Raw genomic sequence first — 25,460 nt, forward strand, 5'->3', positions numbered from 1 at the left:
AGCTCTCCACGCACTGACGCTCGCCGCCCTTACCCGCCCCGGCGGCACGTGGGAGGCGGCGCACCGGGCCCATGCGGAGGGACCCGGTCACGTGTCGGGGCGCGCCCGGATGCTGCCCGATGCCAGGCTCCGGCTCAGCTCCCCCCGTCCGCCCCTCCCCGCTCCAGGATCGCCTCGACCGCGGTGAGCAGCCGCTCCCCCGCGCGGTCGACGCTTCCGTTCTGGGCACTGATCTGGGCGCCCTCCATGAGGAAGGTGATCTCGGCGGCGGCCTCGTCGGGGTCCCGCACACCGGCTCTCTCGCACATGGCCGTGAGGCGGCGCCGTTGGGTGGCCTTATGGTCCTCGATCAGCCGGCGGGCCGGGTGTTGCCGGTCGGGCAGGCCGGCGATGGAGTTGACGAAGGGGCAGCCCCGCTCCGCGACCTCCGGCAGCCCCTCGGCGAAGAAGCGCGTCACGGCGAGGATCTGGGCCCGGCCGTCGCCGGGGTGTTCGGCCTCCGTCCGGTCGAAGGCGGACGAGTAGCCCGCCGCGACGATGCGCAGCCACTCCTCGATCAGGGCGTCCTTGGTGTCGAAGTGCCGGTAGAGGGCCATCTTCGTGGTCTGCGCGCGCTCGGCGATGGCCTGGACCCCGACGGCCCTGATGCCCTCGCGCAGGAAGAGCTCCTCGGCCGCGTCGAGGATGCGCTCGCGCGGAGGCAGCCGGGCAACTCTCGTGTCCCGTCCGGGCCTTGGGGGGCTGCTCGCCATCTCCGCCTCACTTCGGTCACCGTCGCCGGCCGCTCTCCACCCATGCTACGTTACCGACCGACCCCGAACGATACCGATCGGTATCACGCGGGACCGGTCGGATCATCGCGAGGCCGAGCACCATGAAGCTGCACGAATACACCCAGTACGACGCCGTGGGGCTGGCCCAGCTCGTGGCACGAGGAGACGTCACCGCCGCGGAGCTCGCCTCCGCCGCCCAGGAGGCGATATCCGCGGTCAATCCGCACCTCAACGCCGTCGTGGAGAACTGGCCCGCCGAGGACGCCCCGGACCCGGGCAGCACCCCGCTCGCCGGTGTCCCATTCCTCATCAAGGACCTGGCCGTGGCCATGAAGGGCAAGCGCGTCGAACTGGGCAGCCGCCTCGCCGCCGGCAATGTGGCGGCGGCCGACTCCTTCCTCATGCGACGGTTCAGGCGGGCCGGCCTGGTGACGCTGGGTCGTACGGCGTCCCCCGAATTCGCCTACAGCACCACCACGGAACCGGTCCTCCACGGTGCGACCCGCAACCCCTGGGACCTCACCAGGACGCCGGGGGGCTCCAGCGGCGGGTCGGCCGCGGCCGTCGCCGCCGGCATCACACCCCTCGCGCACGCCACCGACGCGGCCGGCTCGATCCGCGTCCCCGCCGCCAGTACGGGGCTGTTCGGACTCAAGCCCACCCGCGGCCGCGTCTCCATGGGCCCGGACACCGACGAGGTCTTCAACGGCCTCGCCGTGCACGGCGCCCTCAGCCGCACCGTGCGCGACAGTGCCACCCTCCTCGACCTGATCCAGGGCCCCGAAAGCGGCGACCCCTACTTCGCGGCACCTCCCCGGCGCCCGTACGCCGAGGAGAGCACCCGCGACCCCGGGCGGCTGCGCGTCGGACTGCTCACCACCCCCTGGAACGGACGCGCCGTGGAGCCGGCCGTGCACGAGGCCACACTGGCCGCGGGCCGCCTACTGGAGTCGCTCGGCCACCGGGTCGAACCCACCGATATGCACCTCGGGGTGAGCTGGGAGGAATTCGTCCTCGCCAACGCCCGGCTGTGGACGGCGAACCTGGTGACCTGGATCGACGGCTTCGCCGAGGCCTTCGGCCGCCCCGTGGACGAGACGACCGTCGAGCCCGAGATGCTGGCGAGCTACGCGTGGGGGCGCCGGGTGAGCGGCGCTGACTTCGTGCGGGCCCTGGAGGTGCGCAACCGGGTCGCCCGGGCGATCGGCGCGCACTTCGCGTGTCACGACCTCCTGCTGACGCCCACCCTTCCCGAACTTCCCGTGGCCCTCGGCACCTACCACCACGGAGCGGAGGGGGCCGACGGCCTGGGCTGGCTTGAGCACCTGTTCCACCGGTCGCCGTTCACCGCCGCCTTCAACGTCGCCGGCACCCCCGCCATGTCGGTGCCCCTGGCGTCCGATCCCGCCACCGGCATGCCCATCGGCCTCCAGTTCGCCGCCGGCTACGGGCGCGAGGACGTGCTGTTCCGCCTCGCCGGGCAACTGGAGCGGGCCGCTCCCTGGGCGCGGCGCACTCCCCCCGTCCGGGCGGGCGCGCTCCCCTCCGTCTGACCCCGCCGCCGCCTCGGCCGCCGGGAACGATTCACGGTCTCGTCGAACGGTCTCGGCGGCAGGTCTTGACAGACCCCTCCGACGGCTGATGCGTTCCCGCGCCGCTCCCCCACCACGCCCACGCCCGCGTCGCGAGACCTTCCCTCTTGCGCCGAGTTGTGGGGAAAGTGTGTAGTACGGCCAGTCGGGGCGAGGTGCCGTGGTAACCCCTGCGAGCTGCGATTGTGAGGGAATCGGAGCTAATAGTTTGACCAACGTTTACCTGTTGCACACCATAGTTGGGCCTACTGAGGCCCAACTTGTTCGGACACGTCGTCGGACAGGTGCTCACCCCCCACGTGCATCCCCTGTGTGGCCCCGCATGAATCCCTTCAACCCTCTGTGCGTACCCCTGGAGAGTCCGTGACCGTGCCCCTGCCGAGGACCGCCGTCCTCACCGGCGTCCTCACCGTCGCCACCGCATTCAGCCTGAGCGCCTGTGGCGCCCCCGACGCGTCGAGCGGCGGGAAGAATGCGGCCACCGCGACCACGGCCGAGGCCTTCGGCGGCGTCGACGCCCTGGCCAAGGCGGCCAAGCAGGAGGGCACCCTGCACGCGATCGCGCTGCCCCGCGACTGGGCCAATTACGGGGCCCTGATCGACGGCTTCAAGAAGAAGTACGGCATCAAGGTCGATGTCGAGAACCCGAGCGGCTCCAGCCAGGACGAGATCAACGCGGTCACCTCCCGCAAGGGCAAGGACACCGCGCCCGACGTCCTCGACCTCGGCAGCTCCTTCGCCCAGACCGCCGCCCAGGACGGGCTGCTCGCGCCGTACATGGTCGCCGGTTTCGCCGACGTCCCCGACGCCCAGCGGGACTCCATCGGCCGCTGGTCGAACGACTACGGCGGCTACATCTCCTTCGGCTGCGACGCCAAGCGCGTGCACACCTGCCCGACCAGCTTCAAGGACCTGCTCGATCCGCAGTACAAGGGCCAGGTCGCGCTCAACGGCAGCCCCACCAAGTCGGGTTCGGCCTTCGGCGCCGTGTACGCGGCCGCCCTCGCCAACGGCGGCTCCTTCGACGACATCCAGCCCGGCATAGACTTCTTCGCCAAGCTGAAGAGGATCGGCAACTTCACGACCCTCGACTCCACCCCGGCCACCGTCGCGAAGGGCAAGACCCCGATCAGCATCGACTGGGACTACCTCAACGCCGGGTACACCGACGAGTTCAAGTCCAAGGGCCGCCACTGGACGGTCGCGGTCCCCACGGACGGCAAGTTCTCCCAGTACTACTCGCAGGCCATCAACAAGGACGCGCCGCACCCCGCGGCCGCGCGCCTGTGGCTGGAGTACCTCTACAGCACCGAGGGTCAGAACATCCGGCTCAAGGGCTACGCCCGTCCGGCTCTGATGGCCGCCATGAAGAAGGCCGGCACCCTCGACAAGGCCGCGGCCGCGAAGCTGCCGAAGGTCACCGGCACGCCGACCTTCCCCACCGAGACCCAGCAGAGCAACGCCAAGGGCGTCATCGCCACGAGCTGGGGCCAGCCCTCTTCCGGCTGACCGCACCGCACACCCGGGCCGACGAGATGCCCGCCGCCCACTCTCGGGCGGCGGCACCCACCCCCTCCTCCGGCCAATGGCCGCGGTCGGCGCCGGATCGGGAACCTCTGGAGGTCACGTTCTGGGGGTGGCACGATGAGCGCCCATGAAGGATCAAGAAGCCGCGCTCTGTCAGGCCGGGCGACTCGTGCGCGAACTGTTCCCGCAGGCACTCGGGGCGGTTCTCGGTGGGTCAGCCGCCCTCGGCCGCTCGACTCCGACGAGTGACCTCGACATCGGTGTCCTCCTCCCGGACCGCGCGGGAAGCGGACGAGAGGTGATCCGTCACGAAGGTCGCCTCGTCGAGCTGTTCCTCAACTCGGTCGATGACGTGCCCGAGTTCTTCGAGTGGGATCGGGCGCGCCGCAGGGCGACCGTGGTCTTCGTCTACGCCCAGGGGATGACGTTGACGGATCCTCACGGGCAGGTGGCCCGGACTCGTCAACGGGCACAAGAGGTCCTCGCCATGGGACCACCACCGCTGACAGCCGAGCAGTGGTGTCATAGGCGCTATGTCCTGACGTGCTACCTGGACGACCTGGCCGACACGGCCACCCCACCGGTGAACCGCTATGAGCAGCTCGTCATCGCCGACCACGTGCTGCGGGAAGCGGCCGAGCTGCTCACGGCCCACCACGGTGCCTGGACGGGGATCGGCAAGTGGATGCCCCGCCGGCTCATCGCCGCGGATCCAGTGCGGGGGAACGACCTGCTGGCCGGGCATCAAGCCGTGGCGGAACGCGCCGACCCCGGCCCGCTGTCGGCCGCGGCAGGAGAACTGCTGGAACTGGTGGGCGGGCCACTGCGCGAGGGGTATGCCGACCGCTGGCAGGCACGGCCGACCGAGGCTCAGCGGTAGGGACTGCGCGCGGGGCGGCCGCCCGCGGTCCATTTGTCGACGAGCCGGACTCCCCCGTCGGCCGTGCCCGCTCAGTCCAGCGGCCGGGCATACGTCACGAACTGCCGCTCCGTTGTGAATCCCATCCGTTCGTAGAGCCCCAGGGCCCCGGTCGGGTTGGCGGCGTCGACGACCAGTTCCGCCTTGTCGTACTGCTGCTCGCGAGCCTCGGCCAGGGTGTGCGCCAGCAGGGCACGGGCCGCGCCGCGTCCGCGGTGAGACTGCCGGGTGCCCAGGTGGCCGATCGTGCAGGCACGGTAGCCCGTGGCCGCGTGGTCGGCGACGTACTCGTCGGCGAGCAGATACGCCGCGACGCTACCGTCGGCGTCGAGCAGCAGGGAGGAGAGCCCGGCGCGGAACGAACGGGCCCCGGTGAACCAGGTGTCCCAGTCGGTCCGGTCCGTCTCGGTGTGGTTCCAGTGATCGCGGAACGCGTCGTTGTGCGCATGCCGGGTCGCCTCGTCGAGGGACGGTTCGAAGGGCGTCAGGTGCAAGCCGTCCGGCACCCCCGGGGCGGGCAGCCGGTCCGCGCGCAGGTCGTGCGTCATGCTGAACCAGTAGCGGCGGGGCGCGAACCCGGTGTGCCGGGCCAGCGCAGCGAACCCCGCGTCGCCGGCCAGCCCGTCGATCAGCAGTTCCGCCGGTACGCCCGGGTGCCGCGCGGCCCGGATCGCCTCCGCGCGGCCGCGCATCCAGTCGACCAGCCGCGTGCCGATCCCCTGCCGGCGCCGGTCCGGATGGACGGTGGCGGCGGTTTCGAAGCGGGCGATGTCCCCTACCCGCTCCGGCTCGTACACCATGGCGTACGCCACCAGCTGTGATCCCTGCCGGAGGCCGATGGTGTGGTGCGCCAAGTCCAGCTTGGGGTCGGTGAGTTGCTGGCTGACGTCCGTCTCGTCCTCGTGCAGGCCCGTTCTGTCGACGTGTTCGACCTCGTCGCGCAGGGTCGCGAGGTCCCGGGCGTCGGCCGTGGTGAGCGGCGTGAGGTGGAGAGTCATCCACGTCACCGTACAAAGAGACCAAAGGGCGCGTCGAAGGGATTTACGGGCATCACCCTGCGGCAGACATCCAGCGGACATCACCGCGCACGAGCGGGTGAGGCAGGTGCGTCAGCCCGTCAAGCGTTCCACCAGAAGGAACCCGCCGATGACGATCATCATGGCACCGGAGACCCGGGTGACCGCCCGGGCGGCGGCGGGCCGGGTTCGCAGGACGGTGCGCGCCAGGACGCCGACGGAGAGGTAGACGACGGCGCAGGCGGCCATGTGCAGCGTGCCCAGCAGGCCGGTCTGCGCGGCGACCGGCCAGCCCGCCGCCGGGTGGATGAACTGCGGGAACAGTGAGAAGTAAAGCAGCAGCGCCTTGGGGTTCAGGCCGCTGATCCCGACTCCCTTGAGCATGATCTGCGCGCGGGAGGACTCCATCGGCGATGCGGACGCCGTCAGGGTGGCCGGCTGGCGGAGCACGCCGAAGCCGAGCCACACGAGGTAGATGGCGCCGGCGACGGTCAGCGCGGTGAGCAGGGTCGGTGAACTCGCCACGATCACCACCAGGCCCGCGACGGCGAGCAGGGTGTATCCCGCGTAGCCGGCTATCAGCCCGGCGACCGCGGGGACGACCGACCGGCCCCGCAGGCCCGCCGAGATCGCATAGGCCCAGTCCGCACCCGGCGTGAACACCAGCAGGAGGTCCACGGCCAGAAATGCCGCCAGCGTGGTCGTGTCCATGGATCGTTCCCTCTCGCATTTTCGCTTTGCGAGAGGAAGGCTAGGCCGGATCTGCCCGAAAGTGTTCCTTCATTTACTCCATGATCGCGGGATCTGAGGGAGAATCTTCCCCATGGACGCCATGGACCGGAAAATTCTTACCGAGCTGCAGCTGGACGGCCGTCTCACGGTCACCGAACTGGCCGCCCGCGTGCAGCTCAGCGTCTCGCCCTGCCACCGCCGGCTGCGCGACCTCGAACGCGAGGGAGCGATCCGCGGGTACCGTGCCGTCGTGGACCCGGCGGCCCTGGGACTCACCTTCGAGGCGCTCGTCTTCGCCACCCTGCGCTGGGAGGACCGCGACACCGTGACCTCCTTCGAAGAAGCCGTGGCCGCCGTCCCCCACGTGCTCCAGGCCCAGCGCCTCTTCGGCGAACCCGACTACCTCCTGCGGGTCGCCACCACCGACCTCGCCGCCTTCCAGCAGCTCTACGACCAGCAGCTGGCCAGGCTCCCGGGCGTCCAGCGCCTGACCTCCACCCTCGTCATGAAGCACGTCGTCGACGACCGGCCGCTGCCCGAGTAGTCCGCGCAGGTGGACCAGACATGAGCGCGGGGCCGCGCCCTGGGTGGCGCGGCCCCGTGCCGGTGGCGTCAGACCCGGTCGGCGACGATCAGCAGGTACTGGAAGCTGCCGTTGCGGTAGGCGGTCAGGAAGGTGTCCTCGATGCCGGTGACCAGGTGGTCGGCCTCCTTGCGCAGTTCCCAGTACGGGAGCGCGGCCTGGGTCAGGTCCTGGACGTGGGTGGGGACGAGGCGGTTGCGGGCCATGGCGCGGAAGTAGGCCGAGCGGGGGTGGATGTCGCAGATGTAGTGGGCGTTGATGAGGGACACCTCGCGCGAGGCGCGGCCGTAGGTGTCGTTATAACAACCGGTGATGGTCACATAGCGTCCGCCGCGGCGCAGCAGCCGGGCGTGTTCGGCGAAGAGCAGGTCGAGTTCGACGTACATCGTCGACTCGTTGTTCCACGAGGCCGCGTACGCGCCGGAGGTGAAGCCGGTGTCGAGCATGTTGCGGTGGTGGTAGCTGACCTTGTCGTCGATACCGCGCTTGCGGGCCTGCTGGTTGGCGAAGTCGGCCTGCTTCGCGGAGATCGTCACCCCGTCGGCGTGGCAGCCGTAGCGCAGGTTCGCCACGACGCTGCCGCCGCCGCGTCCGCATCCGGCGTCGAAGACCCGGTCGGCGGGCGAGAGCTGGCCGAGGTGGGAGGCGAGGAGTTGGGCCTGGGCCTCTTCCAACCGGTGCAGTTCGCCGGTGAGGCGTTCGCGGCGCCGGCCGGGATCCGGCTCGTCCAGCACGGTCCGGTCGGCGTCCCCGATGCCGTAGTGGTGGTGGTAGAGGTCGTCGATCTTTCCGAGTTCGAGGTTGACCGGGTTTTCCTCGGCGTTCCAGTAGTCCGCGACGCGGGTCTGGTACGTGGACTGGGTCGGCACCGGGATGCGGGCGGTGTCGGCGTGCACGGTGGTCAACGTGGCTCCTTGCTGGTGTGGTGCGTGGGCTCGATTTACCAGTAGTCGGGCAGCTGGTAGCGCTCGGTGTTGGTGGCGTGCCACTCGTGGTTGCCGGACACCCAGTCGGTCAGCCCCCGCACATACCTCTCGACGAGGGGCGAGGCGGCGGACAGCGGGGCGGATTCCGTCTCGAACGCTTCCATGATCTGGTTGTGGATCTCGACGCTCTTGAGGTAAGCGGCCTTCAGGCCGTTCTTGTCGTTGGCGGCGACCACTTGGGGGAGGTTGAGGTGGGTCGGGTCGCTGGCCAGCTCCCTGGTGAAGGAGTACAGGTCATTGACGATGGTCGTGGCGTTGCAGGCCAGGCTGGTGATCCGCTGGATCTCGGGGCGGGCGTAGAGGGCCTCGGGCAGTTCGTAGCCGTCCACGGTGTCCACGATGGACAGGCAGGGGCGGAAGTTGTTGAACTGCCGCATCACCAAGTACTCCCAGACCTGCGGCACATGCCGGGTCTCCGCCCAGGAGGCCTCGGCGAGGTAGCCGAGGTGCAGCCGTGCGATGTCGTGCACGAACCGGTCGGCCTGGCTGGGCGTGGCGATGGCCGCGTAGTCCTTGAGGGCCCAGTGGTAGGAGCGCAGGGGGCCGTCGCTCTGCACCCCGCGGCGCCACTGGTCCTCCGTTTCAGCGGTGCCGTGGAAGGGGTCGAGGGCTGACTGCGCCATGATCAGTCGACCGCCCAGCCCGCGGTGCGCACCGCCCTTGCCCTCGTCCTCCTCGCAGTAGCAGTTGTCGACGATGTTCTCGGCCAGCAGCAACTTGCCCGCGACGGTGAGGCGTTCGAGGTCGGCGGCGCCGGGGTGCTGAAGGACGACGGCCCGGCCGAACTGGAACTCGGTGAAGTCCCCGCTCCACCGTGCGGGGAAGAGGTCCAGCTGTCGGGCCCAGGCCTCCAGCCGGCGGTCGATCTCCTCGGCCTTGGCGGGGTCGGCGGGGGCGGCAGGCCGGAACCTCAGCCCGGGCACGGTGGTACTGCGCCGGTTCCGCAGGCTGCGGACGAGGTTCGGCGGGCCGGGCAGCGCGTACGCGGAGGTGTCGTTCGGGGGCGTGCTCATGTACGTACTCCACTGTCAGTCGGCGCTGCGGCCGATCTGGACGTTGTCCAGGACTCCGACCGCGTCGGGCACGAGGATGGCCGCCGAGTAGTAGGCGGTGACGAGGTACTTGATGACCGCGGCCTGGTCGATGCCCATGAACCGGACGTTCAGGCCGGGCTGGTACTCCTCGGGAATGCCGGTCTGGTGCAGGCCCACGACGCCCTGGTCCGCTTCCCCGGTGCGCAGCGCGAGGATGCTGGTGGTGTGGGCCTCGCTGATCGGGATCTTGCCGCACGGGAAGATCGGAACACCGCGCCACGCGGGAACGTCGTGCCCGTCGACGCTCGCCGTGCCCGGCACCAGACCGCGCTTGTTGCACTGGCGGAAGAAGGCGGCGATCGCCTTGGGATGCGCCAGGAACAGCCGCGTCTTGCGGCGCATGGACAGCAGCTCGTCCATGTCGTCGGGGGTGGGCGCGCCGGTGTAGGTGCTGATGCGCTGGCCGTAGTCGGCGTTGTGCAGCAGCCCGAACTCCCGGTTGTTGACCAGTTCCCACTCCTGGCGTTCGCGGACCTCCTCCACGGTCAGCCGGAGCTGCTGCTGGGTCTGGTCCATGGGCTCGTTGTAGAGGTCGGCGACCCGGCTGTGGACCCGCAACACGGTCTGCGTCAGGGAGAGTTCGTACTCCCGGGGCGCCAGATCGTAGTCAACGAAACCGCCGGAGAGCGTCGGCTCGCCGACGTGTCCCGCCGCTACCGGCACCTCCGCCTCACCCTTGCGGTTCATGGGGCGCTGCTGCTGTTCCGCGTACGCGGCGAGGTGCGCGGCCAGGGAGGGGGCCCGGTCGGTGAGCTCCCGGACCGCGTCCCACGGCAGGACCATCACCACACCCGCGGATTCCGCGCGGACCGAGCTCAGCCACAGCGGCTCGGGCCGGCCGATCGCCTCGTCCCCCATCTGGTCGCCGTCCGTGACGACGCCCAGGACCTCTTCGTCGCCGTACTTGCCGGCCGCGTAACGGGCGAAGCGGCCGTGCACGACGAGGTAGGCCTCGGTGACCGGCTGCCCCTCCTCGAAGAGCGTCTGACCGGCGCGCACCTCCCGGACGCGGAAGCGGCCGGCGAGCTCCTTGAGGACCTCGACGTCGTCATAGCCGCGCAGGGCGGGCAGTTCGGTGAGGGTCTGCGGGATCACCTTGATGTCGTCGGCGCCATTGTGCTCGAACTGGACACGGCCCCGGCCGACGCGGAGTTGCAGCCGCCGGTTGACCCGGTAGGTCCCGCCCTTGACGTCCACCCAGGGCAGCATCTTCAGCAGCCACCGCGAGGTGATGGCCTGCATCTGGGGCTCGGACTTGGTGGTGGTCGCCAGGTGGCGCGCGGCCTGTGTGCTGAGGCTGGTGAGCGCGCTGTGCGGGGGTGGTGCGAGACCGGGCTCTTCGGTGGCGGAACCGGTGACACTGTCCGGTACGGACACATTCCCTCCCGGGAGGTGAACAGAGTGATAGAAACGGCCGGTGGTGAGCAAGGTGGCCGTGCGCAGGGACAGCCAAACAGCAGGCAGGGGCACGCCGGTACGGCGTGAAGGGGGGCGGCCTCGCGACCGGAAGTCACAAACCCCGGATCGAGGCAGACGGCGCACGGCAGCGCTCCCATGCGCCCCGCCATTGGCACACGCTCCCCGCGCGCGCATGAATGACGAAGGTCGACACGGGCCAAGGGAGTGGCACAACGAGCATGCCCAGTACGGCTGTTGTCATGTCACGGGCTTGTGAGGATACGTGGCACTCGGCCCTATGACTCGGGCCTTCGGCTCGGCCCATGGACTCGATTTGGCGCAGCACGGCGGGCCGGGAGTCCGGACGGCCACGAGTCCTTCCGGCGGGCGATGCTCGTGTCCGGACCTGCTCGACGTCACGCCGGTCTCAGTGCGGCGGACGCGGCTTTCCGGACGGCCGGATGACGCCCGCCCTCAACGGTGTCCGGTCAGCCCGCCGCCACGACGTTGGTGGCTGCCACCACGGGGCGCAGGGCGCGGGCGAGTTTGACGGCGTTGCCGACTGCCCAGAAGTGGGTGAAGAACAGGCGGGGTTCGTCCGTCAGGCCGTGGTTGTGCAGCTCGACGAGTTGGGCCCCGGCGCGGCGCAGGGCCACCAGGACGTGCTGGACCTCCTTGGCGATCATGGCGCAGTCGCCGCTGATCGCGGCCCGGCCACCGCCCAGGGGCTGGATGTTGAACGCGCTGGTCGAGCCCAGGCCCGGAGGCAGTACGTAGCCGCCGTCGGTGATGGTCTCGCGCCGCACGAAGATGCACTTGTAGATACCGTCGTCGGTGGAACCCTTGACGCCCAGCGCGGCATCGATGCCGGCGGTGTCCAGGGCGACGGCCGTTGTCGGATCGCTCGACCGCGGGGGCGGCGTGCCCGTGCAATCGAAGGCCGCGCGCAGTCCGCGGGCGATGGCCACCGGGTCATGGCCGTGCGCGTGGACGTGGATCCACCAGATGTCGGGAGTCTGGGCGAGCAGGTGCTTGTGGATCGCGGTCTGCTCGATCCCGTGCCGGTGGAGGGTATCGGTGAAGCGCTGCAGTTCGCCTTCGGTGACCACCACATCGCCCATCAGCATCGTGCTGCCATCGGCGTAACGGACGAAGGACACATGCGAGCCCAGCGCCAGCGACGGTTTGACGGTGACCTTCCGGGAGACCACCCGGAGGTCCCGACGCGGGAAGCCTGTGTGGTACATCAGGTTGCGCTTCATATCGCCCGGCCCGCCCAGCACACGAGCCACCCGCGCCCAGTCCGACAGGGTGGTGCGCACCGGCTTGACCAGCCCCCGGCGGCTCACCTCGGCCGCCCCGGCGGACAGGGCCCGCGCAGTGCCCGGCGCCCCGGCGAGCACCGGGGCCAGGGCGGCTGCGGCCAGCACGCGCCGCCTCGACGCACCCGCTCGCGGTTCGGTGTCCTGCTGTCGTGCCCGGTCTCCAGCGATCACGTGAGCCTCCATGCACGCGATGGAAGCATGCGGAACCTGATACACCGTCATTTCCGCGCTCGCCGGGAGCCCAGGTGGGCTAAGCAGTCGTCGCGACGGGTGAAGCGGCCTGGCGCGGAGGCCGGACCGCGGTGCTCGCTCGCGGCCCAGCGGCGCTCCGTGACGTCAGCGGAGCACACTCCCCCGCCCCGCCGGCATGCATGTGACGTCACCGCAGCCAGGCCGCGGTGACGTGGTGCGGGTGGATCAGGCTGTCGTTGCTGCCACGCCGGGCACGACGTCGTGCGGACGGTCCGGCTGGCCAGTACCGACAATTGGTGCACGACGAGCCCGACCCGACCCAACCACCGCGTGCGGACCGCCCCCGCGCCCGCGCAATCGGGACCGGCGGCATGAGCGACGTACTCGACTTCCACCTCGACGATCTCGTGCCCGCCACACCCGGCGAGCACGTCCAGCCCGTGCCCCGGGCCGCGGGGTGTCGCCTTGGCGGTGACTACCGCATTCCTTCGTTTAGTGATCGTTTAATGAGCCTCGGCAGGATGTGCAGCGTCGAGAAGGATCCTGCACAGGGGACGGTATGGCCAAGCTCTATCTGGAGAAGCTCAAGTGCGTCACGACCGAGGGCCACAGCGGCTTCGACAAGCCGAGGCTTGTCGTCCAGGATCGTGGCACCGTGTGGAACGGGACGGTGCTGGGAGACCGGATGTACACGGTCAAGTACGACTGCGACTTCACGGGATCGATCGCCGTCTCTCTTGGGGAGGCCGGCGGAACCGCCGGGGACGGCAAGCTCGGGGAGCAGTGGATCACGGATACGCCCGGTGAGCGCAGCCTGCGCTTCAGGACGGATGGCGCCGAGTACAACCTGCTGTATGCGGTGGAGTAGGTAGCTCGAACTGAACCAGGCAGACGCCCGCCGGCCACGGACAGAGTTCTGGCACGCAGAACGCAAGGTGCCCCGCTCAGTTCGAGGCGCCTCGCGTGTGGCTCTGGTTCAGTCTTCGACCCGTCAGCCCATCCAGACCTCACCGGTGACCCTGTGCCGCCCCTGACTAATGGTGGCCGGCGCGTTCATACGGATAGGGCCCTTGGAACGGCGCGATGGCCGGCTGGACAGTAGGTGACCGCCGGAAGCCGGACGGTACATGGCTGGAGTTCGGCGCGGACGGGCTGCACCAGCGCACGGGGGACAGCGATGGGCAGTTGATTCCCTGGCCCAGGATCATGTTGGTCCACTTCACGCGGGGTGCAAAGAATCCGAAGGGAACATACGGGGTGAGGGCGCTGTTCGGCGGCGGCCGCGGCTATCTGCACATGACGCTGCGCCACCCCTACGAGGACTGGATCTCTCCGTTCGACTGCCACGCTCATCGGTACCGCCTCACCGAACTCGTATGGTTCGACGCATTGCTCACGCAGACCGTCACCGCGGGCGAAGCGCACCGGTTCGGTAATGCGGACTGGCTGGACCGCGCAGTTGAAGGGCTGGTACGGCAGCGCCCGCGGACAGCCCGCACGATACGACAGGCAGTGGCTGAGGCCCTTCAGGCATGACCTGCCACACCAGGTGCGGCACGGTATCGCGATCCGAGCGATCGGACGCCCAGGTCAACCGGCCGGACAAGTCGCCCAGTCATGGGTGGTTACCCCGGCCGGACATCCGAAGCAGGAGCCAGCAGCAAGAGACCACGGGGCGATCACCGTGCGTACATCCGGCACCAGGACTGCGGGGTCGGTCGGGCGAGCGAGCGTGGAGGATCGAGGAGAAACTGGAAGGGGTATCTGCGCCGGTCGTGCCTACGCCCCCCCCCACCGCACACACCGGCCAGACCGGATCGCCGCGCCGGTCGTGCGGTGGCTTGAGGGACATCAACTCGGCCGGCAGGCATTCCCGCCGGGGCCATGATGAGTGCCGAGAGGAAGCGAACATGACCGCCCCGTACAAAACCATCAGTGCCAGGCTGGACGGCAGCGTCCTGTTCGCCACCTTCGACGCCCCGCCGATCAATCTCATCGGTCCCGAGGTCGTGCGCGACCTGGTCGGACTGCTCGAGGAGCTCTCCCAGCCGACCGCTGCACGGGTGGTGGTCTTCGACAGCGCGGATCCTGACTTCTTCTTCCCGCACGTAGACCTGACCAAAGTGCCCGAGTACACCGCCGAAGCCGCGAAAGCCGGCGGCCCGGGCGACGCTTCCCTGGGAATGCTGTTCCGCAGGCTCAGCGAGATCCCGGCTGTCACGATCGCCAAGCTGCGCGGCCGAGCACGCGGGGCGGGCAGCGAATTCCTCCTCGCCTGCGACATGCGCTTCGCCTCCAGGGAGAACGCCGTCCTGGGCCAGCCCGAAGTCGGCATCGGAACCCGCCCGGCGCGGGAGCGGTTCAACACCTCGCCCGTCTGCTGGGCCGGGGCCGAGCGCTCGAAGCAGTGCTGACGTCTGCCGACTTCCATGCCGAACTCGCCGAACGCTACGGGTGGATCAACCGCGCGGTGCCCGACGCCGAGCTGGACGAGTTCGTAGCCGGCCTCGCCGCGCGCATGGGCAACTTCCCGCGCGATGGGCTGATCGCGGCCAAAGCAGCCGTCAACTCCGTCAGCCTGCCAACCCCGGCCGTGGTACGCGCGGATGCCGCCCTGTTCCAGCAGCTCGTACGGGGCGAGGCAGCGCAGCAACGCACGGCAGAGCTGTTCAAGCGGGGCTTCCAGACCCGTGGCCCTACCGAACTCGATCTCGGTGCAGCGCTGGGCGACTTGCCGGCCGTCGACTGATCGGGAACCCTCGGCCCGAGTTTCTGGGCCGCGTGCCAAGGCTGTGTCTGCCTCTTGCCATTGTCGCCTTCGGATCTGCGCCTCTATCGCCCCCTGGCTGTCGACTGCCTTGCCTCATGAGGCGCCAAGGGCGCCGTCGATGTACGGGCCACTCACCATGGGCGTGTGCGGGCGTTCGCTCAGGGCCGGCTGCCACGCCGTGCAGGTGCTCGGTCGGCCGAGTACCGAGCGAGGTCGCGAGTGCGGATCCGGCGGTTCCTTGGAATGCATGGGAGGAGGACAGGCACCTACAATAGATAAATATCCCCATCAGGGGCTTGCACAAGGGCGGAGGCTCTGCCGACCGCCCCGCAGGGCGAGCGCAGCGCGGCGTTCTCCAGCGCCCCGCGCTCTTTATGATGCGCTTCTCGGATTTGTCAGGGAGCATTCCCATGGCTGGTCAAGCCGCTTCCATCGTCCTCGAGCCCGAGGCACAGGAGCTCGCCGACGCCACTTCGCACCATCCTTTCCTGTACGAGCTTGATCCGACCGCAGCGCGCAAGGTGCTCGATGACCTCCAGGCCGCACCGGTCGACAAGCTGCCGATCGACGAGGAATGGGTTTCGGTTCCGGCAGCGGTGGGCGATGTAGGGGTACGCATCGTCAAGCCGCAGGGCGCCACCGGAACGCTGCCCGTCGTGTTGTACATGCACGGCGGGGGCTGGGTACTGGGCAATGCTCATACCCACGACCGCCTGGTGCGCGAATTGGCGGTCGGAACCCGTGCGGCAGTGGCCTTCGTGGAATACACGCCGTCGCCCGAGGCGCACTACCCGGTGGCCATCGAGCAGGGCTACGCCGCCGCGCAGTGGATCGTCCGCGAGGGGGCGTCCAAAGGGCTGGATGCACAGCGCATGGCAGTGGCCGGGGAATCGGTCGGCGGGAACATGACCGCCGCACTCGCCCTCATGGCCAAGGAACGCGGTGACGTCGATTTCGTACAGCAATCGATGTACTACCCGGTCACGGATGCGGCCATGAATACCGGTTCCTACGACCAATTCGCCACCGGCTTCTACCTGAGCCGCAAGCTCATGGAATGGTTCTGGGACGCCTACACGGCCGACCCGAACCAACGCGCGGAGATCACCGCGTCTCCCAATCACGCCACCATCGAGCAGCTTTCCGGCTTGCCGCCCGCGCTGCTGATCGTCGACGAGGCCGACGTGCTGCGCGACGAGGGTGAGGCGTACGCCGCCAAGCTCCGAGCAGCCGACGTTCCCGTGACCACGGTGCGCTACGACGGCACGGTCCACGACTTCATGATGCTCAACTCGCTGAGCCACTCCAAAGCCGCCCGCGGAGCCATCGACCAGGCCACGGCATTTCTGCGGAACTCCCTCGGAACCGACCAGGACTGACTCATCGGGGCTGAGAGACGAAAGGTCACTCATGCCGCAATCCATGCGCGCGCTCGTAGCGGGAAAGGTGGGCGAGCCGGCCGATGTATTGCGACTGGAATCCCGTCCCGTTCCCACCCCGGATGCCGGTCAGGCGTTGATCCGGGTGAAGGCGACTCCGATTCACGCCAGTGATCTGCACGTGCTGCGTGGCCGCTACGGATTTTTCCCCGAGTTCCCCACTGTCGGGGGGCAGATGGAATGCGTGGGCCGTATTGAGGCCCTGGGCCCGGATACCGAAGGACTGAAGATCGGCGAGCGGGTGGTGGCCGCTGCTGTCCCGGCGATGCCCGGGCCGCCGCAAGTGACCGGCACCTGGCAGGAATACCTTGTTGCCGATACACAAAGGCTCCTGCCGGTCCCCGACCATCTGAGCGACTCCAGAGCCTGCCAGCTCGCCGTCAACCCCTTGACCGCACTGCTCCTGGTGACCCGCGAACTCGACGTACAGCCAGGTGAATGGCTGTTGCAGACGGCCGCGGGCTCCACCGTCGGCCGGCTCGTCATTCAGCTGGCCAGGCATCTGGGAATTCCCACGATCAATGTCGTGCGGCGACGCGCTGCCGTCGAAGAGATCAAGGCGCTCGGTGGTGACGAGGTCATCTGCACGGAGGATGAGGACCTGTTGCAGCGTGTGGCCGAGATTGCCGGGCCGTCCGGCGTGCACAAGGCCACCGACTGTGTCGCGGGCGACGTGGGCGCCCGGGTATCCCAAGCCTTGGCTCCGGGAGGAGAGATGGTGATCTACGGCGCGCTCTCCACCCATCGGCAGACCGACCCCGCAGCGCTGACGATCCCACTGCAGGCACGCTCGGTCATCTACGAGACCAAAACGGTCCGTGGCTTCTGGCTGAACCGCTGGTTCGGCACCTCCTCACCCGCGGACGCGCTGCACGCGCTGTCCGAGGTGCGCGGCCTCGTCACCGATGAAGTGATGAGCATCCCCCAAGGCCAGCCGTTCCCGCTCGAACGCTTCACGGAAGCCGTCGCGTTTGCCGAAGCACCTGCGCACGGCGCGAAGCCGCTCTTCGTCTTCGAGGACGGCCGAGACGAAGACGACAGGTAAGACGCGGCCCGGCCGGTGCCGGCAGCGGAGCGGAATGTGCGGCGGGCCCGGCGAGTTCGGTGAGCTGGTGTGCCCCCGGTGCCAGGCCGTGTATCGACTACGGTTCCGGGCTCGGACCGGTGTTCCGTGGCGGGACGTGCCCGCCGAGTACGGGCCGTGGGGTCGGGGCTACGACCTGTTCCGCCAGTGGCAGCGGAACGATACCTGGAGACTGATCCTGACCCGGCTCCAGTCCTTGGCCGATGCGGCGGGTGCGATCGTGTGGGACCTGAGCGTCGGCTCCGCGGTCTGTGGCGCCCATCAGCATGCGGCTGGGGCGGGCAGCGTGGAGACTGGCAGCAGTTCGAATCGGTACTGGAGAAGGTTGGTGTGCCCCGCATCGGGCCGGGACGGCCGCGTGTCCGTCCCGATCGGTTGCGGGCCGACAAGGGCGTACGCCTCCCGCAAGAACCGCGCCTACCTGCGCCGCCGCGGGATCCGCTGCACCATCCCTGAAAAGCCCGACCATGCACGCAACCGCCAGCAGCTCGGCTCCCGCAGCGGTCGGCCGCCGCGCTTTGATCCGGCCGACTACCGCGAGCGCCATGCGGTGTAATGCGGCATCAACCGCCTCGAGCGCCACCGGGCTGGCGCCACGAGATACGACAAACTCACCGTCCGATACGAGGCGACCGTACTGGTCGCAGTCCGCAATGAGTGGCTGTGACCAGCAATTTCGCGATGGACTCTAGCTGTGGAAGGTGGTGGTCGCCTCCAAGGCCGCCCGGTCGGTCGCGACCTGGTTCACCGGCGCGTTCTCGTCTGCGTACCCGAAGGAGATCCCCACGAGCAGCTTCCCTTCGTCTACGCGGAGTTCGTCGCGGACGGTGTCCGCGTAAAAGCTGAGCAGGCCCTGCGGGCAACTGACCACGCCATACGCGGTCATGGCCAGCAGCAGCGTCTGCAGGTAGGCCCCGGTGTCCAAGCGCACCCTCTACGCACACTTCCGAACCAAGGACGAGCTTGTCCTCGCCCACCTGAAGGACCTCGCCTCGACGGGACACACTCTGGAGGGCGTGCTCGTACGCGAGGAGGTCCCCGCCAAGGAGAGAATCCTCGCGCTGTTCGATCCGCCCCCGGCGGGCACTGATCCAGTGCGCGGATGCCCGTTCACCGACGCTGCCGTGGAGTTCCCCGACCCGCAGAACGCGGTCCACTCCTACGCCCGCGAACGGAAGCTGCTGATGGTGCGACTGGTGGCCAACCTGGTAGCGGAACTGGGCTGCCGCCAGCCCACCGTCCTCGCCGAGCAGCTCGTGACCCTCGCGGACGGCGCCGCCAGCCGCGCCATGGTGCTGGGCGAGGCGGACTACGGCCGGCATGCGCGGGCGGCGGCGGAGATCCTCCTGGACAACGCTGACTACGACCACCTGCGGCGATGGCTCAGTTCACGCGGCATTCGCCACCGCATCGCCCGCAAAGGAGTTGAGCCCTCCACCCGGCTTGGTCGCCGCCGCTGGGTCGTCGAGCGGACCGCGTACTGGCTGGCCGGCTGCCGACGCCTACACCGCCGTTACGAACGCAAGCCTGAGCACTTCCTTGCCTTCGTCGGCATAGCAGCCCTGCGCATCTGCTTCCGTCGGCTGACTTCCTGAGCCTGGGCATTTGGGCAGGGTGGTGATCCTGATCCGTCGAAGGCCCGACGGGCTACCGGAAAGCCAGTGGGCATGCCGGTAGCCATGCCCGATCCCGTTCCTCGGGCATGGCGAGAGAGACGTCGGCGCCCCCGTCGTAGGGATAGTGGATACGCCACCCCTACCGGCAAGGGGTAGTGGTTCGATCACGGAATGTCATGTCATGATCCCGTTTGGGTCGGCGCTGAGCCGCCCAGGAGAAGGGAGAGCTATGGCTGACACACAGGGGACTCCGCCCGAGGACTCGGGTCTTGACTTCATCCCGGCCGAGGAAGTGAAGTCCGAAGACGTGAGCGCGCTGACGCTGGACTACCGGGAGGGGACCCCTGTCCTGGTGGCCGGCGTCGGTACCGTCATCCCGGCCGCGGTTCGGGTGGTCAACGAGTCCGGCGAAACAGTCGGTCTCTACACAGCCGCACCTGTGCCGCAGACAAGGCATGCGCTTCCTGCCGTCTGTTCCGGCTATATCGGATGGTTCGACGGGGACCCCGTCGCCCTCAACCCGGTGCCCCGCGAGCCCCGCTAGCGGACCTAGCCGCGCCGCTACAGCAGCCGGGGCCCGGCGAGGTGATGGTCAACACGGTGCACTTGGTGTTGAAGATGATCAGTACCGCTGGGCTTCGGAAGAGGCTGGCTACCCGCTTCTGCTGAGAGCGCTGCTGACGTGACCAGGCCGGCGGAACGTACGAAAAAGAGGGTCCACGCGCGGTCCAACGAACGGTCTCGTCGCAGGTGAGCGAGCGCGGCACCTAGCCACAGTGGCCGGGCACCGCGCCCACGTCAGCGGGTCTCCCCCAGGAGCACAGGGAGTCAGGGGTCACCTACTTGACTTCGAGCAGCCAACCGACGGGGGCGTTGTCCACGAAGTCGCCGGCCGTCTTCTTCTCCCGGCCGATGCTGATCTTCTGCGTACCGGGAGGAAGCTGCTGGGCGATCCGGCCGTCTGCCGGTTTCACGTCGATGTGCTTTACCCAGACCCAGGCCGCTCCGTCGTGGACGGCTACCCGCAGCCGCGTTTCAGCCCAGTCCGAGCCGAAGCTGATCCAGGAGTCTCCCCACACGCCACTCTGGTTGGCTGCCGGGGTGGCGAGCAGGATGACGTGCTTGTAGTGGATGAGGTTGCCGTCCTCGTTGTACGCGAATCCGTGCGGGACGTCGCCGAGCTGGAATGTGGCCATGAGAACTCCCTGGCTGGTCGGGCCTGGACATCGACGACCGTAGGGGGTGGACAAGGGCTCTGAGCTGGCTCCATCGGCAAACCCCACGTACGAAGTCCAGGGGGTCACAAACCCGCGCATGGTGGCATCACCCGTGACAAGCAGAGCTCGATGGCCAGGTACCTCGCTCAGCTGGAACACGCCATAAGAAACGACCTCTTATGCCACCACGTCAAACTCGACGCCAGCGTCGTCTCCACCGACTGGGCCACCGCCCTGGCCAGGGCCGGAACCAGCTGACCACACCGCCCCGACCACGCCAGCGCCCACGCGGTCGCGGTCGCGGTCGCGGTCGCGGTCGACGAAGGCGAACCGCGAATGGGGGGCGAACGCCTTCTTCCAGGTCGCGGCGGAGCCCTCCTCTTCCTGATGGCCAAGGTGTCCGCCTGGATGGAGCGCTGACAGCTCCTGGCCGACCTCGACTCTTCGGTGGCCGCTCCGGCGACGGCCTGGCGGGCGGCTTCGCGCAGCGTTTCACGCGAGTTCGGGTCGCCCGGCGCGCTCGGCCTTGAAGCGTTCAGCGCTGGTGGGCGACGGAGCCGGTGCCGTCACCCGCTCGCGACTCCCCTCAGCACCACAATGGGGTCCGGCTGGGGAAGGGGCAGTAGGCGGGTGCGGTGCCCCATCGGGCGGGCGCGGCAGTGGGCCGGCGGGTAGGTGGCGGGGCGCTGGCGTCGAACGACTGCCGCACGGGGCGCAGCGTCCGCATCCACGCTTCGGTGAGCACCCTTGTCGTGGTCGTGGTCGCCGCTTCGCGCGGATCTAGCCCACGCTCGTCAGGCGGGCGACGTTGGCTCGGTAGGCGGTGATTTCGTCGTCGGTGAGTGCCAGACGGCCGGGGCCTGCCTGGTTCGCGGGCAGCTCGGTGGCCTGCACCATGGCTCGGTAGAGCGGGCCGGGGAGGTTCAGCAGTAGCTGGCCCTGTTCGGCGGTTTCAATCACCATCCACGAACCCGTGCCGTCCCGGTCGTCGGTATCGGTGGGCTCGATGGTGCTGGCGGCTGTCACTGTCAACATCGGAGGGACTTCACTCATGTCCCCCTCCCTATCAACCAACTCGCGCTGTGCCCAATCGACCACCTCCTCGGGGTGCCGGGGGAAGGTGAACCGGTGAACCCCCTTGCTGCTCCAGGGCCTCGGCTCGGCCGGTGGGTGACCGGCGAAGGCGCGGCGATCGCGTCTGCGAGTTGGCCGGCAGCGTGATCCCGTGCACACTCCGTTTGCCGGACGTTCTGCGGGGCATGTTCGTTCAATCTCGGCCCTCAAGGACCGAGGTGACCAGGCGCCTCAACTGGCGCCCGCAGAGGGGGAATCGATGAAGTCCGAGCTTGCGCGAGTGGTGTACTTAGTGCGCCGGATGCTGCGCGGGAGGTGGCCGTCCCGGCTCGATCCTGCCGAGCGGCATCACCGGCACGCCAACCGCGATGCGCAACTGATTCATCACTACGTGCCGACGCGACGCCTCTAGCTGTACGGCTAACTGCACCGGTCCGGTCCGCCTTCAAGGAAGGCGACCACCGATCGCGCTGAACACGAACGTACGGCTTGCATGACGCATTCCACACGGGGCCCCCGCCTCTCACACGGCAGGGGCCCTTTGCCGTGCGCGGTCGACTGTCGCCGAACGTCGCGATCCGCCACGGGCGTCGGTCGCGCCAACGGTCATCGCCGCACCTCGTGGGGGTCCGGCTCCCAGGTCTGCTGCTTGAGCGCCATCCGGGCCGCCGGGGCCCTGCCGGGGATCGTCGCCCAGTACGGGTGTGTGGCGATCCGCACGGAGAGCCGCTGCAGGGTGCGGCGCAGCACGGTGGTGCGGGCAGGGTTTTCCTCCTGGGAGAGCTGTCGGTAGGCGGTGTACCAGGCACGCTGCGCCTGGACGAGGTCATCCGGGAAGGCGTAGGAAGTCACGAGAAGATTGCATCACATGTTCGAATTACGGTGCAGCACACGGACGGGTGAAAGTCGCGCCGCAGCGAGGCAGTGGCCGGCCGGCGGGCCCAAGGAGGCGAGGGAGACGCGCCTATCCGCAGTTGCCGCCGATCTTCCGGACGATGGCGGGACGGCGACCGTGCCCTTCGAGTGAGCCCGCGGCGGTAGGGGGCAGTGCTCGTTCGGGGTGCGCGCCGTCCGGGAGGCCGGAGGGGCGGCGACTGCCCCCTTCATACCGTGCGGCCCACTGCGAACATGCCGGTGCGCCGCAGGGCAGGAGCCCTGCGGCGCACCGTGGTGGGTGGCCGGAGAGGTGGCGTCAGCTCACCGGCCGGTCAGACCCCTCAGTGACCGTGGCCGTGACCGTGGCCGCGCCCCCAGCTCTCGATGTCGACGACCTGGCGGTGGTCGTTGCGCAGGGTGGCGGTGTCGGTGTTGTCCCAGACGTAGTTCCGACGGTCCTGGTACAGGTCCCCGCGGGTGTTCCGGCCGATGCCGGTGTGGACGCGGACCTGGCTGTGGCCGTTCAGCCGGAAGTTACCGAAGCGGTAGGTGTTGCCGGAGCGGTCCGACAGGGTCCAGCCGCGGAGGTTGACCGCCGCGCGGCCGTTGTTCTTCACCGTCACGAACTCGGCGTTCAGGCTCCGGTTGGAACGGTCCTCCCGCCCGGGGCTGTCGTACTGGATCGCACCGAGGGCCACCGCGGAGTGGACGCGGTGCGGGGCCGGCGCGTGGTGGCCATGGCCGGCCGCGGCGGCCGGGAGAGCGGCGGCGGCAGCGAGAGCGACCGAGCCGACAACCGCTGCGGCGATGCGTGAAGCGTTACGGAGCACAAAAACCCCCTGGATACGGCGCCCATCGTTGGGTCGCCGGAAACCGGATACCCGGCCGGTTTGACCGGGCCCCCACACAGTGACCCCTCGTCACCCCTTGGCAGAAGAAATCCGGTTTGGTGTTACAAAACATGGACATATGCACAACCATGCTGCGCCAGGCGCGCACTCCCCCGCGCCCACCAGCACCAACGCAACGCCCCTTACACCCATCCAGATACTGCAAGGGGTTACCGCCGGTGTCACTTACGGGGGCGGAGTTGCGCGACGGTGCCCTCGCTTCGAACGGCGCGTAGAACAGGCCGGCGTACGGTGCGGCGCGCCCCTTCGCCACCACACCACGGCGTGCGACACGGGAGAGGCTTCGGCGACTGATGACCCGAGAACCGGAGACCTGGACATCGAAGACCCGGGTGTTGAAGACCTGAGCACGGGTGACCTGAAGTGCGGATGGCCTGAGTGCAGGTGACAAGCGTGCTGAGTCAGGGCGGCGCTGTGCGGCTCGGTGGGCGTGGCCGTCCTGTGGAGGTGTGGCGCGGGCCTGTGGCGGGTCAGGCTCCGCAGGTCAGTGGCAGAGCTTCGCCTCGTGCTCCGCGTGGCCGGCGGGCTCCAGCTGGAAGGTGCAGTGCTTGACGTCGAAGTGCCGGCCGAGGCAGCCCTGCAGGGCGTGCAGCACGGTCTCGTGCCCCGCCTCGTCCAGGGCGTCCTGGGTCACGACCACATGTGCGGAGAGCACCGGCATCCCCGAGGTGATCGTCCAGGCGTGCAGGTCGTGCACGTCCGCCACACCGGGGAGCGCCAGCATCCGGGCGCGGACCTCGGTCATGTCGACGCCCTTCGGGGCCGCCTCCAGTAGCACGTTCAGCGTCTCGCGCAGCAGCTTCCAGGTACGCGGGACGACCATCAGGCCGATGACCAGGGAGGCGATCGGGTCCGCGAGCTGCCAGCCGGTCGTGAGGATGACCGTGGCGGACACCAGCACCGCGACCGAACCGAGCGCGTCCGCGAGTACCTCCAGGTAGGCACCGCGCAGATTGAGGCTCTCCTTCTGTCCGCACATCAGCAGTGACAGCGACACCATGTTGGCGACCAGGCCGACCACGGCGAAGACGAGCGTGAGACCGCTCCGGGTCTCGGCCGGCTCGACGAACCGGCCGATGGCCTCGACGAGCAGATAGCCGCCCACGCCGAGGAGGAGCAGACAGTTGGCGAGTGCCGCGAGGATCTCGGTACGGGCGTACCCGAAGGTGCGGTTCGCCGTCGCCGGCCGGCCCGCGACGAAGATGGCCAGCAGCGCCATCGTGAGTCCGACCGCGTCCGTGGCCATGTGTGCCGCGTCCGCGATCAGCGCGAGCGAGCCGGTGACCACGCCACCGACGATCTCCAGCGCCATCACACCGAGCGTGATGGCGAGCGCGATGCGGAGCCGGCCCTTGTGCGCCGCGGCCGCGGTACCGGTCGAGGGCTGTCCGTCGTGCGTGCGCCCGTGGTCGTGTCCAGCACCCATGAAACTGCCTCCCCGTCCTCGGCGTGGCCTCTCCCTTCTGTGCAGTGAACTACGGGTGGGGGGTATAGGGCAACACGGTACTGAACACCGTTGTCATGGGCGCTGACCTGCGGTTCTCTGTATGCCACAGCCCGTGGACCCAGAGGGGCATCGCGGGGTGCTGCGGGGTTCGTGCGGAGTCCGCAGCACGGGCGTGCGCTCGCCGAAATGGACGGCTGATGCAGAGGCCGTGGACGACCCCGCACGGAGACCGGCCTCCGTTCCCGGAGCGGCCACCAGCACCCGCTTCACCGGGGTCGTCGAGCGTTCTCCTCATCAGTCCCGCTTTTCACTGCGGTCGAGCCGGGTAAGCGAGCTTGCGGAAGTCGGCGAATGAGGCGCCTCACGACGGGACCGAGCACATGTGGCAGACGATCACGAGCGACGAGCACCACCCCTACCTGACCCAGCACGTCTGTCGCCCTCAGCAGGCGGCGGACGCACGCGATGTCACGAACGGCTTTCTCGCCGGCCTGTATCCCGCTCCGCCGCCGCCCACCGTGCAGGACCTGCTCCTGCTGGTCTCCGAGCTGGTCACCAACGCCCTGCGGCATGCCGGTGATGTCTCCGCTCTGCTGCTGACCGCGGACCGGCACAGCATTCAGGTCACCGTGGACGACCCGAGTCGCGCCCATCCGCAGGACCGCAGCCCCGATCTGACGGGGCGTTCGGGAGGCTTCGGCTGGCCCATGGTGCGTCGCCTGGCCCGCTCGGTCAGTGTCGAGCCGCGCGCCGGCGGCGGGAAGGCCATCCGGGTCACCCTCCCGCGCTGAGCGCGCGCCGGGGCGCCGGGGGCCGGGGCCGGTGAGACGGTGCGCGCCCTCCCTCCCCTGGAGCCGACGATGCTTACCCGCACGGGCGTGCCGGGACC

Annotated in this window: 25 protein-coding genes and 2 pseudogenes; 14 read left to right on the plus strand and 13 right to left on the minus strand. The window is 69.1% G+C overall.

The window, feature by feature from the left end:
* Positions 1–134: 134 nt before the first annotated feature.
* The gene (locus tag IEY78_RS17975; protein WP_189099453.1) at positions 135–752 is read right to left on the minus strand and encodes a TetR/AcrR family transcriptional regulator; all 618 of its coding nucleotides are present in this window, start codon (positions 750–752) and stop codon (positions 135–137) included.
* Between the two features lie 122 nt (positions 753–874).
* Here IEY78_RS17975 and IEY78_RS17980 point away from each other — a divergent pair, with 122 nt between their 5' ends.
* From IEY78_RS17980 to IEY78_RS17990, 3 genes are all read left to right on the plus strand, one after another.
* Positions 875–2,326 (plus strand): amidase, encoded by a 1,452-nt coding sequence (locus tag IEY78_RS17980; protein ID WP_189099455.1) that lies wholly within the window; start codon positions 875–877, stop codon positions 2,324–2,326.
* A 402-nt stretch (positions 2,327–2,728) separates the two neighbouring features.
* Positions 2,729–3,874, plus strand: a complete 1,146-nt coding sequence (locus IEY78_RS17985; protein ID WP_189099457.1) for an ABC transporter substrate-binding protein — start codon at positions 2,729–2,731, stop codon at positions 3,872–3,874.
* 145 nt (positions 3,875–4,019) lie between these two features.
* Complete coding sequence (locus IEY78_RS17990) at positions 4,020–4,772, plus strand: nucleotidyltransferase domain-containing protein (RefSeq protein WP_189099459.1); 753 nt, start codon at positions 4,020–4,022, stop codon at positions 4,770–4,772.
* Between the two features lie 71 nt (positions 4,773–4,843).
* Here the strand turns inward: IEY78_RS17990 and IEY78_RS17995 are convergent, their stop codons facing one another.
* Together IEY78_RS17995 and IEY78_RS18000 are read right to left on the minus strand one after the other, a co-directional pair.
* The gene (locus IEY78_RS17995) at positions 4,844–5,809 is read right to left on the minus strand and encodes a GNAT family N-acetyltransferase (protein WP_189099461.1); all 966 of its coding nucleotides are present in this window, start codon (positions 5,807–5,809) and stop codon (positions 4,844–4,846) included.
* A 111-nt stretch (positions 5,810–5,920) separates the two neighbouring features.
* The gene (locus IEY78_RS18000) at positions 5,921–6,538 is read right to left on the minus strand and encodes a LysE family translocator (protein ID WP_189099462.1); all 618 of its coding nucleotides are present in this window, start codon (positions 6,536–6,538) and stop codon (positions 5,921–5,923) included.
* Between the two features lie 112 nt (positions 6,539–6,650).
* Here IEY78_RS18000 and IEY78_RS18005 point away from each other — a divergent pair, with 112 nt between their 5' ends.
* Complete coding sequence (locus tag IEY78_RS18005) at positions 6,651–7,103, plus strand: Lrp/AsnC family transcriptional regulator (protein ID WP_189099464.1); 453 nt, start codon at positions 6,651–6,653, stop codon at positions 7,101–7,103.
* Between the two features lie 68 nt (positions 7,104–7,171).
* Here the strand turns inward: IEY78_RS18005 and IEY78_RS18010 are convergent, their stop codons facing one another.
* The 4 genes from IEY78_RS18010 to IEY78_RS18025 form a co-directional block, all read right to left on the minus strand.
* Positions 7,172–8,047 (minus strand): geranyl diphosphate 2-C-methyltransferase, encoded by an 876-nt coding sequence (locus IEY78_RS18010; RefSeq protein WP_189099466.1) that lies wholly within the window; start codon positions 8,045–8,047, stop codon positions 7,172–7,174.
* 35 nt (positions 8,048–8,082) lie between these two features.
* Complete coding sequence (locus IEY78_RS18015) at positions 8,083–9,141, minus strand: family 2 encapsulin nanocompartment cargo protein terpene cyclase (RefSeq protein WP_189099469.1); 1,059 nt, start codon at positions 9,139–9,141, stop codon at positions 8,083–8,085.
* Between the two features lie 15 nt (positions 9,142–9,156).
* Positions 9,157–10,599 carry a family 2B encapsulin nanocompartment shell protein gene (locus tag IEY78_RS18020; protein WP_189099471.1) on the minus strand — a complete coding sequence of 481 codons (1,443 nt, stop codon included), beginning with the start codon at positions 10,597–10,599 and terminating at the stop codon, positions 9,157–9,159.
* A gap of 509 nt (positions 10,600–11,108) precedes the next feature.
* A complete protein-coding gene (locus IEY78_RS18025) occupies positions 11,109–12,116 on the minus strand; it encodes a DUF1259 domain-containing protein (RefSeq protein ID WP_229700027.1) in 1,008 nt (335 codons plus the stop codon).
* Positions 12,117–12,696: 580 nt separating this feature from the next.
* Here IEY78_RS18025 and IEY78_RS18030 point away from each other — a divergent pair.
* The 6 genes and pseudogenes from IEY78_RS18030 to IEY78_RS18060 all read left to right on the plus strand — a co-directional run bounded on the left by IEY78_RS18030 (position 12,697) and on the right by IEY78_RS18060 (position 17,986).
* Positions 12,697–13,005, plus strand: coding sequence for a hypothetical protein (locus tag IEY78_RS18030; RefSeq protein ID WP_189099475.1), 309 nt, complete (start codon positions 12,697–12,699; stop codon positions 13,003–13,005).
* A 215-nt stretch (positions 13,006–13,220) separates the two neighbouring features.
* Positions 13,221–13,673 (plus strand): hypothetical protein, encoded by a 453-nt coding sequence (locus IEY78_RS18035; protein WP_189099477.1) that lies wholly within the window; start codon positions 13,221–13,223, stop codon positions 13,671–13,673.
* A gap of 374 nt (positions 13,674–14,047) precedes the next feature.
* Positions 14,048–14,886 (plus strand): annotated as a pseudogene (locus IEY78_RS34490) (enoyl-CoA hydratase/isomerase family protein).
* Between the two features lie 431 nt (positions 14,887–15,317).
* Positions 15,318–16,286, plus strand: a complete 969-nt coding sequence (locus IEY78_RS18050; RefSeq protein WP_189099480.1) for an alpha/beta hydrolase — start codon at positions 15,318–15,320, stop codon at positions 16,284–16,286.
* Positions 16,287–16,317: 31 nt separating this feature from the next.
* Positions 16,318–17,391, plus strand: coding sequence for a zinc-dependent alcohol dehydrogenase family protein (locus IEY78_RS18055; protein WP_229700028.1), 1,074 nt, complete (start codon positions 16,318–16,320; stop codon positions 17,389–17,391).
* Positions 17,392–17,425: 34 nt separating this feature from the next.
* Entirely contained in the window at positions 17,426–17,986 is a 561-nt protein-coding gene (locus IEY78_RS18060; RefSeq protein ID WP_268240284.1) for a transposase, read from the plus strand.
* Between the two features lie 132 nt (positions 17,987–18,118).
* On the opposite strand, the gene IEY78_RS18065 is transcribed toward IEY78_RS18060, so the two are convergent.
* The gene (locus IEY78_RS18065; RefSeq protein WP_373294183.1) at positions 18,119–18,355 is read right to left on the minus strand and encodes a nitroreductase family protein; all 237 of its coding nucleotides are present in this window, start codon (positions 18,353–18,355) and stop codon (positions 18,119–18,121) included.
* A gap of 433 nt (positions 18,356–18,788) precedes the next feature.
* Between IEY78_RS18065 and IEY78_RS18075 the strand changes: the two are divergent.
* Both IEY78_RS18075 and IEY78_RS18080 read left to right on the plus strand, forming a co-directional pair.
* A pseudogene (locus IEY78_RS18075) lies at positions 18,789–19,025 on the plus strand (transposase); the annotation flags it as partial.
* A 250-nt stretch (positions 19,026–19,275) separates the two neighbouring features.
* Positions 19,276–19,590: a hypothetical protein gene (locus tag IEY78_RS18080; protein ID WP_189099482.1), complete on the plus strand. Its 315-nt coding sequence runs from the start codon at positions 19,276–19,278 to the stop codon at positions 19,588–19,590.
* 295 nt (positions 19,591–19,885) lie between these two features.
* On the opposite strand, the gene IEY78_RS18085 is transcribed toward IEY78_RS18080, so the two are convergent.
* A complete protein-coding gene (locus IEY78_RS18085) occupies positions 19,886–20,242 on the minus strand; it encodes a hypothetical protein (protein ID WP_189099484.1) in 357 nt (118 codons plus the stop codon).
* A 150-nt stretch (positions 20,243–20,392) separates the two neighbouring features.
* Here IEY78_RS18085 and IEY78_RS34835 point away from each other — a divergent pair, with 150 nt between their 5' ends.
* Entirely contained in the window at positions 20,393–20,521 is a 129-nt protein-coding gene (locus IEY78_RS34835) for a hypothetical protein (protein ID WP_268240285.1), read from the plus strand.
* Between the two features lie 522 nt (positions 20,522–21,043).
* Here the strand turns inward: IEY78_RS34835 and IEY78_RS18090 are convergent.
* From IEY78_RS18090 to IEY78_RS18105, 4 genes are all read right to left on the minus strand, one after another.
* A complete protein-coding gene (locus IEY78_RS18090) occupies positions 21,044–21,316 on the minus strand; it encodes a hypothetical protein (protein WP_189099486.1) in 273 nt (90 codons plus the stop codon).
* Between the two features lie 627 nt (positions 21,317–21,943).
* On the minus strand, positions 21,944–22,189 hold the full coding sequence (locus tag IEY78_RS18095) for a DUF8825 domain-containing protein (RefSeq protein WP_189099488.1): 246 nt from the start codon (positions 22,187–22,189) through the stop codon (positions 21,944–21,946).
* 365 nt (positions 22,190–22,554) lie between these two features.
* Complete coding sequence (locus IEY78_RS18100; protein WP_189099490.1) at positions 22,555–23,043, minus strand: lamin tail domain-containing protein; 489 nt, start codon at positions 23,041–23,043, stop codon at positions 22,555–22,557.
* Between the two features lie 565 nt (positions 23,044–23,608).
* Positions 23,609–24,550, minus strand: a complete 942-nt coding sequence (locus tag IEY78_RS18105) for a cation diffusion facilitator family transporter (RefSeq protein WP_189099492.1) — start codon at positions 24,548–24,550, stop codon at positions 23,609–23,611.
* A 401-nt stretch (positions 24,551–24,951) separates the two neighbouring features.
* Here IEY78_RS18105 and IEY78_RS18110 point away from each other — a divergent pair, with 401 nt between their 5' ends.
* Positions 24,952–25,362, plus strand: a complete 411-nt coding sequence (locus IEY78_RS18110; protein ID WP_189099494.1) for an ATP-binding protein — start codon at positions 24,952–24,954, stop codon at positions 25,360–25,362.
* Positions 25,363–25,460 lie beyond the last annotated feature (98 nt).

This window comes from Streptomyces kronopolitis, from assembly GCF_014646275.1.
GTDB lineage: Bacteria > Actinomycetota > Actinomycetes > Streptomycetales > Streptomycetaceae > Streptomyces > Streptomyces kronopolitis.